Raw genomic sequence first — 13,945 nt, 5'->3', positions numbered from 1 at the left:
CTTACTCCTCCTCCTCATAGTAGCGTTGCAGTATCTGTTCCAGTTTGTCGGGGTTCACTTGTTTATAGACCTGATCGTCTATAGACATGGCCGGCGCCAGCCCGCAGGAACCGATACAGCGGGCCACTTCAAACGTGAATATCCTGTCCTTTGTGGTCTCCCCAATCTCTACCCCCAGTATTTCCCTCAGCCTTTCCACAATCTTTTTACCGCCCCTTACGTAGCAGGCCGTGCCGAGACAGACACGTATGGTATGCTTACCTCTTGGCTGGGTGGCGAAGAATGAGTAAAATGTAACGACCCCTGATACCTCGGCCAAAGGTATATCCAGGCCGTCCGCTATGACTTCCTGCACCTCCAGCGGAAGATAGCCATAGATTCCCTGTGCCATGTGGAGAACCTGGATCAGGCTCCCTTCCTTCCCTTTGTACTCCGCCGTCAATTCCGCGATCCGCTCCAGCAGAGCTGTCTCACTGTGGGCACAGCCACAGCATCCTTGTGTGTATTCACCCATCAATTAGTGCCTCCTTTTACTTTTTTATTGTGAAAAAACATACAAAGTAAAAGCGGGAACTGCCTGATTGGCAGCTCCCGCTGATTGATTACCTGTATGTTTTTTACATCCTGAATCCTGTTTTCCTGTTTTTTTACGAATATACTGGTCCATATGATATGAGTCCTCCCTGTTTCTGGCATTTTCCCCTAAAAATCAGGAACGATAAGCTTGTTATTAATTGTACAAATTCAAGCAAATTGTCTGAAAGTTTTTGTTATGGTACCGATCATATCACAACCAGTCTGTCTCTGTCAAGATGCAATCGAAATATTTCGAGTATGATAAAGAATTGACAGACAACAAAAATCATTATCTAAAGAGGCGCTCCCTATATATATCTGCCTCCATATCCGCCTCCGCCGCAGCACAGCCCGCTTCCACCGCAGCACAGATTACAGAGCAGATTTGCAATACAGAGTTTCATACACAAGTCGCTGCCGCCCGCCCCCGGATATCCATACACGCTCTGCCTCTGCTGATACCAGGAACCGCCGCCCTGCAGACGCTGCAGCAGCATCTGGTACTGCATATTCTCCGGCTCCAGCCTTACGGCTTCCTTCGCATGTTCCAGTGCAGTGACATTGCTGCCCATCCCCGAATTAGCCGATGCGCTGTAAAAATACCACAGAGCTCCCCTGTCATGGATTCCGTTCAGGACATGGAGCGCCTCTTCATATCGGCCGGCCTGCAGGTAATTGGCCGCCGCCTTCAGATGAATATCTGTCTCGCTGTTTCCCGCCGTACGCTGTTCCTGCCCGCCGTAGGGGCCATAGCCTCCAAAACCGCCAAAGCCGCCGAAACCGCCATATCCCCCATAACTTCCGGTATTTCCATAACCGCCTGTACCTCCGGTATATCCGTGTTCGCGTTCATCCATAATCTGCTGATAGGCCTGCTGCACTTCTTTAAACCTGGTTTCCGCCTCATCGCGCATGGGGTTGTTGATATTCGCATCGGGATGGTACTTTCTGCTCAGCGTCCGGTATGCTTTTTTTATCTCTTCGTCGGCTGCATCCCTTGACACACCCAACACTTTATACGGATCATTCATAGTCTTCCATTCTCCTCAACATCTCTGTCCCTAACCGTTTAATCGTAACAGTTCAGACGGGTTTGAACTATTGCGTTTAAACTCTCTTTTTTCTAAGAGTTCTCATACCAGAAAAAGAGGCCTGACGGCAGCATGCCTGTCTGCCTCCAGCACCGCTTTTTCTCCTTATCCTGCATCATCAATCAGCTGTTTTTAATAAAGGTCTTACTGCACTTCGGACAGCGCACCTCGATCTTTCCCTTTCCCTTTGGCACCCTGATCTTCTGCCCGCAGCCGGGGCATTTATAAATATGGTGCGTTTTTCTCTGCTTCCATATGGCTTTCTGATTCCGGAAAAAGCCGCGTATCTTACTCGTCTTTGCCAGAAAGGTCTGGTTCTCTGCATACCGTTTTGTCACATTCTTTGAAAACATCCGGAAATAGCAGTAGATAATCAAGACCCAGCCCAATGCATATAAGATAAGACGGACTCTGTCTCCTCCGATTACGGAAGAGATTAACACCACCGCCAGACCCACTATAAGCAGGAACTTCGATAATGTATCGACTCCGTATCTTCCCTGCATGAAACGTATCAGTTTTTCTTTCATGTTTTACCATCCTTACTTTTATTCCTGCGGCAGCAAGCAGAAATCAGGACTGCCTGATTCCGGCGTCCTCCACGGGTCCTCCCCGCTTCCCGCTGTGCTGCTGAATTGATGCCCTGCAGTCATCTGCAGGGTAATGATCTACATGTAAAATATTCTCCTCTGTTTTCTCTGAATTGTCAAGAAATGTCTTATAAAATAAATATAAAATTTGCGTGCAAAGTGAGCAGGCCCGCTTTGTCCATGCCCATTACTTTTCATTTAGGATATTTTTGCAAACCTCATCTGAGATCAGATATACAATCCTGGAATCATTCAGCATGACATAGTGGTTTCCCTCACCGTCTTCTTTTCCAATATAGAGCGTAAGCGTCTGCTCCTCATCGTCCTGCGTATAGACGGCCTTCACAGTGATTGCTGCCGCTTCATCCAGGCCAAATCCGGCCAGGTCTTTATCCTCCACGGAATAATCCGCGGCCTTGCTCAGGGTTACAGCTCCCAGTCCGCCGGCAGCCGTTGCAATGGCTTCTGTATCGTCATTATTTTCCGAATCAAAGGTGGTCTCGCTGCCATCTCTTGTTATGACAACTTTCTTCAGATTGCCGCTTCCAATATTGGGATAGGTATCCAGCTGCGCCATATCCTCCAGTGAATACTGCAGGTCAGATATGGAAGTGCCGCTCACCGTGTACACCTTTTTGGAATCCCCCACAGTGGCATAATAGTTATCTCCCACAGCATTTCCGTAATAAACGGCGGTCTCTTTTCCGTCTTTTCCCGTCAGCACAACCGTGTATACCGGATCTTTTAACCCATAGTCCTCCAGTGAATCCCCGTCTTTCAGCTCCCGCTCTGCCTTCAGTCTGGCAAAATCAGAGGCCATTTGTTCCGGGTAGCTCTGTGCCAGCGGGAAATCCCGGTCATCGGCATAGTACCATGTACCGTCCTCCTTTACAAAATGAAACTCTCCGCTGCCTGCATCATACTGAATACTTGTAATTTCCTCTATATCGGTAACATACACCGTTTCCGCTTCTGTTTTAGCTTCCTTCTTTTCTTCCTGCTTCTTATTCCACCTTTGAATCCCCAGGTAGGCAATCAGAAGAACCAGCAGAAGGCAGAGCAGCAAAAGGAAGGATTTCTTCTTTTTTTTCTCCATCTTCATCCGCCCTCCTATGCTTTTCTTCTCTTAAACCATACTGCAAATCCACCGACCAGAATCAGCAGCGGGATACCGAATATTACGAGCAGGCTGAATAGTCCTGCATGCTGCACGGTATTATATTCCGTGGCAAGGCTCTTTGGTTCAATTGAGATATTCTGTACGCCGTCAAAGTTACTGCTTACGGCATTCATAAATAATGTCGTATTCTCAAGCTGCGTGAAAGTATCTGTGATCTGGGAATCGATCAGGCTTCCCGCGGTGATTACGGTCAGGCGGCTTTCTTTCGTGTTCTCCTCTGCAGTGTCTGATGTGTCTTTGCTTTGCGTATCGTCCTCTGCTGCTTCAGTACCTTCGTCTTTATTCTCATCCTTGGTTTCGGCACTGATCTGCTCTGTGGCAACCGCCCCCAAAGTATACGTGCCCTGCGTCTGGCTGTCTTCCGTCACCGCATAGGCGCTGTCCGTCGTTGTCATAAAGGAGCTGGAGCTAATGGTATCTCTCGCGGCATCTACCAGGTTCAGGCCCCGGGTATTGGTGACAAGCACCATCTGCGAAGACATGCCTTTCGCCAGATCTCCTGACAGTGAAAGCGTCGGGAATATATAATAGTAATTGCCCTGGTAGCATCTCTGGGGATCGGCAATATACCCATCGGCTTCTTCCATTCCATATTCCTTCATGATGGAGGCAATATTCGGAAGCGCTGTAGTGCTGGTATCTCCCAGAAGAATCATCACTTTCCCGCCTGCCGAAAGAAATTGCTGCATTGCTGCTTTTTCATCGTCTGTCAAATCCGTGGCCGGCGCGTACATAAGCAGAAGATCGCAGTCTTCGGGTATGGATGCCTGCATCACCAGATTCAGTTCTTCTATCTTGTAATTATTTTTGTCCATTAACTCTGTAATTGAGTTTGATAATGTAGCCTCACCGTGCCCCGTTGTTCTGTATATTTTTTTATTTACATCACTGGTCACATAATTCACCGCACTGGTCAGCTGGCCTTCTCCGTCGAATTCGGATTCTGATACACTGCCCGTATAATAATAGGAGGAGGTATCCATGACCACAATATCGTCAAATGAAACGGTTGTACTCTTACCCGTATCCGCACATTCTACCACGATCGTATTCGCGCTGGTCTCATACTCCGTTAGAGCAGACGGGTGGAGTACCGGGTCAATCCACTCCACAGAAATATATTTGGACAAAGCTGCATATTTGCTTAAAAATGTTTTAATCCGGTCGTCCGCCTTGTCTTTCTCCGCCAATACCGTAAACGTTATTTTATGGTTCAGATCCTTCAAAAGCTCCCGGCTGGTATCCGTAATCTCATAGATCTTTGTGCTGCTGACGTCGATATTCCTATATTTCTCGGGTATCTGTCCGAATATCATATTGGCTACTATTACGATTGCGACCACGATCACGGTAATCCCCACGCTGTAGGTTCCGTTTTTTGTTCCCGCTGTATGAAATAAACTTTTTATTTTCTGCAATTTCCGGCCCTCCTAACTCCAGCGTCTTTTCTGAATTGCCTGTACTGTCAGGAAAATAAACACTACAATTACAGACAAATACAGAACTATGCCGCTGACATCTACTATGCTGTTCGACGTAATATCCGTAAAAACATTTGCAAGCGCAAGATTTCCAAGGAACTTCGTCAGAATGTTCTCGAACAGGCTGGATTTTACAATATACGTAACCACACAGGCCGCAATCCCAATGAGTTCAATCCCTCCGCTGATAAACCAGTTGCCCGTCATCTGCTGAATATAGGCAGCTACAATGGTCAGGAGTATGATAATCCCCACAGCGCCACTGAGAGCGGAGCTTGGAAGGAAAGACAGGATGCCATCCCACAGATACAGAACAAGCAGAACCCCGAACGTGGTGATAAAGGCAATGATCTGGCTCTCTGTCAGTGAGGACAAAAACATCCCGATCGCAATATATACACATCCGAGAAGGAAAAATACCCCGATGGATATATAATCCACCTTCAGATATGCAGTTCCCTGCATTTTAATAATCAGAGGGAATAAACAAAAGATCAGGTTCGGCACTGCCAGTACGGAAACCATCGCAAGGTATTTTCCCATCACAACCTGGCGCAGGCTTACCGGCGCTGTCAAAAGCAGCTGGTCTGTCTTGTTTCTCCGCTCCTCCGAAAAGCTTTTCATTGTAATCAGCGGTATCCCTACAAGAAAAACAATCAGTACGCCGGACAGCGTATAGGAGAAGTAGGGGTATCCCGCATTTAGGTTATAAGCCATAAAATAAATTCCCGCAAATGCTACAAGGAACGCTATAAAGACACATCCAATCATGGACTGAAAATAGGACTTCAGTTCTCTCTTATAAATCGCCAGCATCTGTCTTGTCCTCCTCTCTCTTTGCAGACAGCAGTTTCGGGCCTGTTTCCCCCTGTGTCAGTTCCAGGAAGATCTCCTCCAGACTTGCACGGTTCGTATTCAGCATAAGAAGAGGACAGCCTGCCCCGGCAAATGCAAAGAAAACCTGTTCCCGGATATCTTTGTTGTCTTTTACTTCCAATACCGCATATGTTGTCCCGTCCGCTCTCTTTTCTGTTTTAATGCCGGAGATATCCTTGATCGGATTCAATATGTCACGCAGATTCGAAGGTTCTGTTTTCGCCAGGATTTCGACAGACTCCGATTCATCCATCAAATGCTCCAGATTATCCGGCGTATCGCTGGCAACAAGCCTGCCCTTAGAAATGATCATAATGTAGTCGCACACCTCTCTGACCTCGGCCAGTATATGCGAACTCAGGATGACGGTATGATCCTTCGCCAGTTTCCGTATCAGCTCCCTGATCTCAATGATCTGTTTCGGATCCAGCCCCACGGTAGGCTCATCCAGTATGATAATGTCGGGAAATCCCAGCATAGCCTGAGCCAGGCCTACTCTCTGCCGGTATCCTTTTGACAGGTTGCGGATCAGCCGACTTCTGACATCCATCAGTTTTGCAAGCTTAAGCACCTCTTCCACTGAGGATTCCCGTTTGTCTTTGGATATTCCTTTCAATTCCGCAGCAAAATCCAAATACTCCTGTACTGTCATTTCCATGTAAAGCGGGGGAAGCTCCGGAAGATACCCTATGTGTTTCTTAGCTTCTTCCGGTTCCTTTAGAATGTCGTGTCCGTTAATCAGCACCTCGCCTTCCGTTGCTCCAAGGTACCCGGTCATGATATTCATGGTCGTCGATTTCCCTGCTCCGTTGGGGCCCAAAAAGCCATAGATCTTCCCTTTTTCAATCTTGAAATTCAGGTGGTCTATGGCCAGATGGTTTCCGTATTTTTTTACTAAGTTTTTTACCTCAATCAATTCCTTACCTCCCTGGTCCGTTAATTTACGCCGGCTCCGGAGTGCGGCTGATAATTTATGTCCCCAGATGGCTGATCTGCTTACCGCGGATGCTACCGGTCAGGAGTGTCCGACAAATCATCAAACATACTCTGGATAAGACGGCCCATATGAAACAGCTGTGTGCTCCACATAAGGATAAAATTAACAGAAGGTTGTGACGGATTTGTGTTTGAAATGTGGAATTTTTGAGGTGCCTTCGTAAAATAGGCAAAACAATTGCCATTCCTATCAGCTCAAAAGAGCTAACTATTTGTAATTTCTATATAGTAACGGCATCTGGCTCATTTAAAGTCTCCGGTGGCGAGGGGCCAGATGCTCGCCCCCATCACTTTATAGGCTTGGATGCCGTGTAGCGTGGTGCACGGCCCCGTGCATAGTAACTATCACTGTTCTAATTGAACAATAACCTCATATGGCTGTAGCTTCAAAATCTGATGCTGCCTATAATTTGATAATAAGATTCCTGACTCCTGTTTGAAATATTCACATCCGACGGTATGATCAGAAAAGTTTGCCATCACAGTCATGACTGTATTGTCAAGTTTTCTTTTATACGCCCATATATACTCGGATGTTGGATTCAGTAATTCATATTTACCATAGACAATGACCTTATAATTCTTGCGCAGTTTGATTAATGTTTTATAATAACTCAGGATTGAATCGGGGTCATTTTGCTGTTTCTCCACATTGATATCCTGATAATCAGGATTAACCTTCATCCATGGCGGCACCTTTGAAAATCCCGCATAGCTGCTGTTATTCCATTGCATCGGTGTTCTTGCATTATCACGGCCAAGATTAAAAACACATCTAAGAAATTGATCCTCTGTCATAATTTTTTGTTCTTCAACCAGATCACGGTGTGCATTTTTAGCCTCAATATCTTTATAGTCTGCAAATGATTCAAATCTAGGGTTTGTCATCCCAATTTCCTGCCCCTGGTATATATAGGGTGTCCCCTGTAACATATACAGGCAGGTTGCCAGCATCTTCCCCGATTTTTCCCAATACAACGGCGTTGAAACATCACCGAATCTAGTAACGGAGCGGGGCTGGTCATGATTCTCCCAGTATAAACTGTTCCAGCCCTTATCACACAAACCGTCCTGCCACTTACTCAAAACCGCTATCAAATCTTTAAGACGATATCTGTTCTCCGTATACTTTCCAAACTGTCCGTAATCAATTGATACATGCTCAAATTGAAACACCATATTTAGCTCAGTGCCATCACAATTCGCGAATTTTGCTGCATCATCTACAGATGCATTCGGTGTTTCACCAACTGTCATAATGTCGTATTTTGACAGCACTTTATCATTCATTTCCTGCAGATATTCATGAACACGCGGGCCATTCTCGCAATATGGTGTCAAGTCACCAAAATCTCCGTATGCCCCGGTTACTTCTCCATCCGGAAAAGACGGATTTTTAGAAATCAGGCTGATGACATCCATCCGGAATCCATCTACCCCCTTATCCAGCCACCATGTCATCATCGAGTAAATCTCTTCCCGCAATAATGGATTGTCCCAATTTAAATCCGGCTGTTTTTTGGAAAATATATGCAGATAATACATATCCGTATCAGCCTCATATTCCCACGCTGAGTGATAAAACCAGCTGCCCCAGTTATTGGGAGTTCCTCCGTTCCTCCCCCTCTTCCAGATATAATAATCGCGATACTTGCTATCAGGCAAAGTTCTGCTTTTGGTAAACCATTCGTGTTCATCCGAGGTATGATTTACAACTAAGTCCATCACGATCCTCAGGTTCCGCTTATGCGCTTCATTTAATAAGTGATCAAAATCTTCCATCGTCCCAAACTCTTTCATAATGGTATGATAGTCGCTAATGTCATAACCGTTATCCGCATTGGGAGATTGATAAACCGGTGAAAGCCAGATTACATCTATTCCCAGTTCTTTCAGATAATCCAGCTTCTGTATAATACCATTGATATCACCAACTCCGTCATTGTTGCTGTCATAAAAGCTCCTCGGGTAAATCTGATATACTACCGCCTCTTTCCACCATTCTTCTCTCATAAAACACCTCACATTTCGATTTCATTCATTTTTCAGCGTTAGCTGAAGAATGCCCGCAGGGCATGAATAAGTTGCATAACTAAGGATATTTCAAGAGTTTAAACGTGTTTTTATCGGCTGTCAACAAGTTACGAACATAACCTGCTTAGTACACAAAAAAGAAAGGGATAATATATGTACTATGCACATAAATTATCCCTTATTCTTTGTCGAATTCCTGATAACCAATCGAACCGGCAGCAGAAGATTATGTTTTTCTATCTCCCTTCCATTAAGTAGATCCAGCAGCATCTCGCATGTTTTTTTAGCTTTTATCGTTATATCCTGATTTATCGTTGTTAATTTGGGGTGGGTAATGCTTGAATACTGACTGTCATCGTACCCTGCGATACCAACATCATCGGGAACAATAATCCCTTTCTCTGCAAAAAAATTAATACCTTCAACAGCTAAAATATCTGCAAGGAAGAACAGAGCTGTTCTTTTGTTCCAAGCAGCAAATCCAGCCAGCTCCTCAAACTGTTTCCGTCTCTTTTCGTAAACGTCACTGGCTGCAATCAACGGATATGCTTTAAAACGTGAACCTTCTGCCTTTTTTAATGCCTCTTCATACCCCTGCCACCTGGTATAATCAACGCCCACATTACGGTTACCTATCACTAAAATATCTGAGTACCCAAGATCCAATAAATATTTCGTCATTAGGAATCCACCCTGTTTGTCCTGCGTTCCAACATTATAATAATTATGATCTAATATGTTATATAAATCTACAGCAACGATAGGTCTCTTAATCAACGCAGCCAACTTATTATACTCTGTGTGCGTGAAAGTAACTGCTACAAGACCGGCAATATTCCAGGTCATTACCATCTGATAGATCTCTTCTGTACTTTCCGAAGCATACAGCATCATATAATAGCCGGCTTTTCGTATCTCCTTCTCCAGTACGCCAACAAGCTGCCCGTAAAAAGGATCCGACAAAAATGTATTCTCATAGGATTTACATGTATGGATTACCACACCGATAATAAGAGGCTTTTCATTTATAAGCGCATTTTTATCCATTCTATTTACATACTTTGTTTCCTTCAGCACTTTTTCAATTCGTTCGATATTTTTTTTGGAAACTTTTTTTGTCTTTCCGTGTATAACATTTGACACGGTTGCAGTACTCACACCCAGCATCTCTGCTATCTCTTTTATCGTAACCATAAGTTCGCTCCTACCACTATTTACTAATAAAATATACCATATACCCATACTTTAAACAACTCTGCCCTGAACTGTTACGATCAATAGTCTATATGGATTATATGTTTCATAAATATAGGTTTCGCTGAAGTTTAAGGGGATACTGCCGAAGCACTATCCCCACTACTTTGTTTTATTCTTTTTTCGAATGTATATTGTCAAGACGACCGCTAAAATGATGATTATGATCCCTGAAAACAGGTATGGATAGAAGACAGATTTGGATTTTTTTGCGGCCTTCCCGGCCTCGTTTTCAAGGGTATCTGATTCCTGTATGGAGGGCTGTTTGGTTTTACCAGGAGACACTTGAGTTTCTGTTTCTTCTTTAGTGTTTCCTTCTTGGATATTTTCCCCTTTTACCGCTTGGCCGTCTACGGACTGGGTATTTGCGTCAACGGGCTGGATCTTGTCGTAGACCATTTCGGCTATGAGCTGCTGGCCCTCTTGGCTGGGGTGTAGGCCGTCGCCCTGGACAAAGGCTACGATGTTAGAGTTGAAGAGGTCTACGACCTGGTAGTTGAATTCTTCGGCCCTTTTTTCGATGATGCTGTTCATGTTCTGGATGATGTCTTCTACAACTTTGTTCATGGTTCCGGGGAGCTGCATGTTGTAGATCGGGTTGTAAATGTTGGTTACGATAATCTGGGCCGTGTCTTTTTTCTGTTGAGTTATGGTCTGCATAGCTGCGGCCCACTCGGACTCAAAACTTTCGTAATCCCAGCTGCTTAAGGCATCTATGATCTTGAGGACCAAAAGAGGATTTTTTTTGACTGCTTCCTGGAGTTCGTTCATAGCCTGAGGGGCGCTTCGGAATTTGGTGTTGGAATTCAGAATTTCCTGCGCCTCTTTCTTGAATTCGTTCATGAGGTCATTAGAACCCATTGTGAGAAATATAAGATCCGATTTGTTCAGGTTTCTTTTTACCGTGTCCCTGGACAGGACTTTTTCGTTGAGGCTCTGGGTGTCCAGGCCGTTTTTCGCATAGTTCTGATAGTCGAAATAGATCTCATTCTCTTCGGCTATGCGTTCGGTCACGATACGGCCGTAGCAGTCTATTTTATTGGCTTTGTCAGAAGAATACCCCTTTGCGATGCTGTCTCCCAGAACCGTACAGGTTACAATTTCCTCCCATGCCCTTACGGGCAGTGCCTGCTGCAGGCTCAGAATCACGGCCAGCAGCAGGGCTGATGCTGTTTTCAGGTATTTCTTCATCTGTCCCACTTCCATTTCTGTTTATTCTAATACCCACCTGGTACTGCTTCCCTGCTCTGTCTTTGTAACTGCAAGTTTCCATTCGATCTGTTCTTTTAATTCATTTACGTGGGAGATGATTCCCACGGTTCCTTTTTCCCCCGCCAGCTCCTGCAGGATCTGGATCGCCCGCTCTCTTGCTGCGTCATCCAGTGACCCAAAGCCTTCGTCCACAAACATGGTCTCCAGGCTGATAGCCCCTGCCGTGTTCTGTATGATATCCGAAAGGCCAAGCGCCATGGACAAAGATGCCATAAAGGACTCGCCGCCGGACAGCGTCTTTACATCCCGCACGGCATCGTTGACAAGGTGGTAAACATCCAGGTCCAGACCGGCCTGCCCCTGGCTGCTCAGGTCTTTTATCTCCCGGCACTGCAGGATAAACTCGTTGGAGGTCATCTTACTGAGTCTTCGGTTGGCGGCATGGATGATCTGCTTGAAATATTTTCTCTGCACATAGGTCTCAAAATCCAGCTTGATGCTGCCGTTCAGTGTTCCGTTAGCCGTACGGCTCAGATTGTTTACCATCTCGTACTGCTTTGTCAGGCCGGCCTTTGTTTCAAAATACTGTTTCAGCTTTGACCTGGCCTCTTTGTTTTTCTGGTTCTGGCTGTGCAGATGAAGCCATCTGTCTTTCTGCGCTTTCTGGGAAATGAGTACTTCTTCCAGCTTCTCTTTTTCTTCCTCCAGATCAGCGTGCTGCTTGCCCTCACTCTGTTGGCAGAGCATCTCATATCTGGTTTTTACTTCCAGACACTCTTTTTCATACTCACTGAGTGCTTCTGCTTTCGCTCTGCGTCCTTCTGTCCATTCCAATGCCCTGCTGTATTCTTCGAGGGACGCAAATTTCTGCGCTTTTAATTCTTCCTGAAAATATTCTTCCTCTTCTTTCTGCTTCGTATTCAATTCCTGGAGCTGTTTTTCCTGACTCTCCAGAAGTCCGCTTCTGCGCTTCATTTCTTCCATCAATTCCCTGAACTCTTTTCCCTTTTTCTGGAAATTTTTCTTCATTTCTTTTAAATCAGCTTCCAGATGTTTCAGATGTTCTTTTGCCTCCTCCTCCTGGAGGGAGCCTCCAGCTATGATATCTTCCGCCGCTTGCTCCAAAAGTTTTCGTTCCGAGTCCAGACGGCTTTTGGATGCCTGAAACTGTTCCTGGCAGGCGGAACGCTCCTGCTCTTTCTGATCCCGCTTTTCCTTGGCCTGCTGCACTTCTTCCTGCCCCGGAGCGCTTTTTAATAGTTCCGCCTTATGCGGATGCTCCGTGGAGCCGCATACCGGACACGGCTGCCCTTCTTTGAGTTCTTTTGCCAGAATCCCGGCCTGTTCCTCAAAAAACTGCTGGTACTTTCTCTCATAATCCGCAGAGGCCGTCCTGCATTCCTCAAGCACTTGTTCCATTTTCTTAAACTGTTTGTTATACTGTTCTTCCAGTTTTCGGATGCCCGCATATCTGGGCAGTATATCTTTCAGTCGGAGAATTTGCTTTTGAAGAACAGGTTCTTTTTCCTGCAATTCTTTCTCCAGCTGCTGCAATTCCTTTTCACGCACCTCTAAGACTGCGGTCTGCTCCTCCATCCAATCTTTTGTCTGCCCGGCCACTTCTTTCAGGCGCTTTGCTTCCACGCTGGTCCGTTTATATTGTTCCTCTTTTACAAGCACTTTCTCGGCCCTCTCACCGTCTTTGATCTGGCGGCGGAGTTCTTCCATTTTGCTCTTTTTTTCCTCCAGCTCCTTCAGCCTCTTTTGCGCCTGCTCTTTTGACTGAAGCAGAATGTTGACCTCCTCCTGGCTGCGGATGGCTGCATTCAGATCCTCCGCTTTCTTCTGCAGCTGTGTGTGTTCTTTCTCGGCTTCCGTTTCCATGGACTTTCCATACCTGCAGATTCCCTTTAAGACGTCCATAACTTCCTCTGCCGGAGGAAGTTTCAGCGCCAAAAGCCGCTCCCACTTTGCAGCCTCATCGCAGCCGGCATAAGGCTCCACACGCTCCATCTCCCGCAGGCAGTCCTTTGTATTATCCTCCATACGGATATAGAGCTGCTTGGCCTCCTCCTTTAATTCTTCCTGGACCTGCCAGTACAGCCTGGTCTGAAAGATTCTGGAGAAGATCTTTTTGCGCTCTTTTGATTCTGCGTGGAGCAGCCTCAGAAAATCCCCCTGGGCAATCATTGCAATCTGGGTAAACTGGTTCACATCCAGCCCGATGATTTCTTCTATTTTATTATCAATGTCCTTTTTCTTCCCCTGCGCCTCTCTGCCGTCGGGCATAAGCAGACTTACCTTTGACGTCTCTTTTACGAGCCGGGGGGAACCGTCTGCCATCCTGCGCTTACCGATCCGTAAATATTCAGGGTTTCTTCTGACAGTATATTCTTTGCCTCTGTATGAAAATGTATATTCAACGAAAGTATCCGTCTCTTCTGATGCGTACTGGCTGCGCATCATATTGCCGTCCCGCTTTCCCCCGCTTGTCTTATCGTACAGCGCGTAAGTGATGGCGTCAAAAATCGTAGTCTTTCCCGCACCGGTATCGCCGGTGATAAGAAAAAGGCCATGCTGGATTTTTGTAAAATCTATTTCCTCTGCATCAGCATAAGATCCAAATGCAGACATTGTCAACTTTACCGGCCTCAT

12 protein-coding genes are annotated in these 13,945 nt (G+C 45.8%); all 12 read right to left on the bottom strand.

Going from position 1 to position 13,945, the window contains the following annotated elements; translation table 11 throughout:
• Position 1: 1 nt before the first annotated feature.
• On the bottom strand, positions 2–514 hold the full coding sequence (locus tag MWG26_RS03155; RefSeq protein WP_025654621.1) for an NADH-quinone oxidoreductase subunit NuoE family protein: 513 nt from the start codon (positions 512–514) through the stop codon (positions 2–4).
• Between the two features lie 24 nt (positions 515–538).
• On the bottom strand, positions 539–667 hold the full coding sequence (locus MWG26_RS22675) for a hypothetical protein (protein ID WP_275891936.1): 129 nt from the start codon (positions 665–667) through the stop codon (positions 539–541).
• A 217-nt stretch (positions 668–884) separates the two neighbouring features.
• Positions 885–1,607, bottom strand: a complete 723-nt coding sequence (locus MWG26_RS03150; RefSeq protein WP_025654619.1) for a J domain-containing protein — start codon at positions 1,605–1,607, stop codon at positions 885–887.
• A 182-nt stretch (positions 1,608–1,789) separates the two neighbouring features.
• The gene (locus tag MWG26_RS03145; protein WP_025654618.1) at positions 1,790–2,197 is read right to left on the bottom strand and encodes a TFIIB-type zinc ribbon-containing protein; all 408 of its coding nucleotides are present in this window, start codon (positions 2,195–2,197) and stop codon (positions 1,790–1,792) included.
• 247 nt (positions 2,198–2,444) lie between these two features.
• The gene (locus tag MWG26_RS03140) at positions 2,445–3,353 is read right to left on the bottom strand and encodes a DUF4340 domain-containing protein (protein ID WP_025654617.1); all 909 of its coding nucleotides are present in this window, start codon (positions 3,351–3,353) and stop codon (positions 2,445–2,447) included.
• Positions 3,354–3,367: 14 nt separating this feature from the next.
• A complete protein-coding gene (locus MWG26_RS03135) occupies positions 3,368–4,855 on the bottom strand; it encodes a GldG family protein (RefSeq protein WP_025654616.1) in 1,488 nt (495 codons plus the stop codon).
• Positions 4,856–4,867: 12 nt separating this feature from the next.
• Entirely contained in the window at positions 4,868–5,734 is an 867-nt protein-coding gene (locus MWG26_RS03130) for an ABC transporter permease subunit (protein WP_025654615.1), read from the bottom strand.
• A complete protein-coding gene (locus tag MWG26_RS03125; protein ID WP_025654614.1) occupies positions 5,718–6,710 on the bottom strand; it encodes an ABC transporter ATP-binding protein in 993 nt (330 codons plus the stop codon). The genes MWG26_RS03130 and MWG26_RS03125 overlap by 17 nt, the downstream gene beginning before the upstream one ends.
• 425 nt (positions 6,711–7,135) lie before the next feature.
• On the bottom strand, positions 7,136–8,803 hold the full coding sequence (locus tag MWG26_RS03120) for an alpha-glucosidase (protein WP_025654613.1): 1,668 nt from the start codon (positions 8,801–8,803) through the stop codon (positions 7,136–7,138).
• Between the two features lie 192 nt (positions 8,804–8,995).
• On the bottom strand, positions 8,996–10,018 hold the full coding sequence (locus MWG26_RS03115; RefSeq protein ID WP_025654612.1) for a LacI family DNA-binding transcriptional regulator: 1,023 nt from the start codon (positions 10,016–10,018) through the stop codon (positions 8,996–8,998).
• Positions 10,019–10,180: 162 nt separating this feature from the next.
• The gene (locus MWG26_RS03110; RefSeq protein WP_025654611.1) at positions 10,181–11,284 is read right to left on the bottom strand and encodes an SGNH/GDSL hydrolase family protein; all 1,104 of its coding nucleotides are present in this window, start codon (positions 11,282–11,284) and stop codon (positions 10,181–10,183) included.
• A gap of 6 nt (positions 11,285–11,290) precedes the next feature.
• Positions 11,291–13,945: an AAA family ATPase gene (locus MWG26_RS03105; protein ID WP_025654610.1), complete on the bottom strand. Its 2,655-nt coding sequence runs from the start codon at positions 13,943–13,945 to the stop codon at positions 11,291–11,293.

The sequence above is a fragment of the Faecalicatena contorta genome, from assembly GCF_022835095.1.
Lineage (GTDB): Bacteria > Bacillota > Clostridia > Lachnospirales > Lachnospiraceae > Faecalicatena > Faecalicatena contorta.
The sequence above is the reverse complement of the archived record's forward strand: the minus strand, read 5'-3'. Positions and strand labels throughout refer to the sequence as shown.

What these genes read in the sequence shown, in the direction of transcription:
- MWG26_RS03155 (WP_025654621.1), bottom strand. Translation starts at nt 514, where the DNA reads ATGGGTGAATACACACAAGGATGCTGTGGCTGTGCCCACAGTGAGACA.
- MWG26_RS03120 (WP_025654613.1), bottom strand. Translation starts at nt 8,803, where the DNA reads ATGAGAGAAGAATGGTGGAAAGAGGCGGTAGTATATCAGATTTACCCG.
- MWG26_RS22675 (WP_275891936.1), bottom strand. Translation starts at nt 667, where the DNA reads ATGGACCAGTATATTCGTAAAAAAACAGGAAAACAGGATTCAGGATGT.
- MWG26_RS03110 (WP_025654611.1), bottom strand. Translation starts at nt 11,284, where the DNA reads ATGGAAGTGGGACAGATGAAGAAATACCTGAAAACAGCATCAGCCCTG.
- MWG26_RS03140 (WP_025654617.1), bottom strand. Translation starts at nt 3,353, where the DNA reads ATGGAGAAAAAAAAGAAGAAATCCTTCCTTTTGCTGCTCTGCCTTCTG.
- MWG26_RS03105 (WP_025654610.1), bottom strand. Translation starts at nt 13,945, where the DNA reads ATGAGGCCGGTAAAGTTGACAATGTCTGCATTTGGATCTTATGCTGAT.
- MWG26_RS03130 (WP_025654615.1), bottom strand. Translation starts at nt 5,734, where the DNA reads ATGCTGGCGATTTATAAGAGAGAACTGAAGTCCTATTTTCAGTCCATG.
- MWG26_RS03150 (WP_025654619.1), bottom strand. Translation starts at nt 1,607, where the DNA reads ATGAATGATCCGTATAAAGTGTTGGGTGTGTCAAGGGATGCAGCCGAC.
- MWG26_RS03115 (WP_025654612.1), bottom strand. Translation starts at nt 10,018, where the DNA reads ATGGTTACGATAAAAGAGATAGCAGAGATGCTGGGTGTGAGTACTGCA.
- MWG26_RS03145 (WP_025654618.1), bottom strand. Translation starts at nt 2,197, where the DNA reads ATGAAAGAAAAACTGATACGTTTCATGCAGGGAAGATACGGAGTCGAT.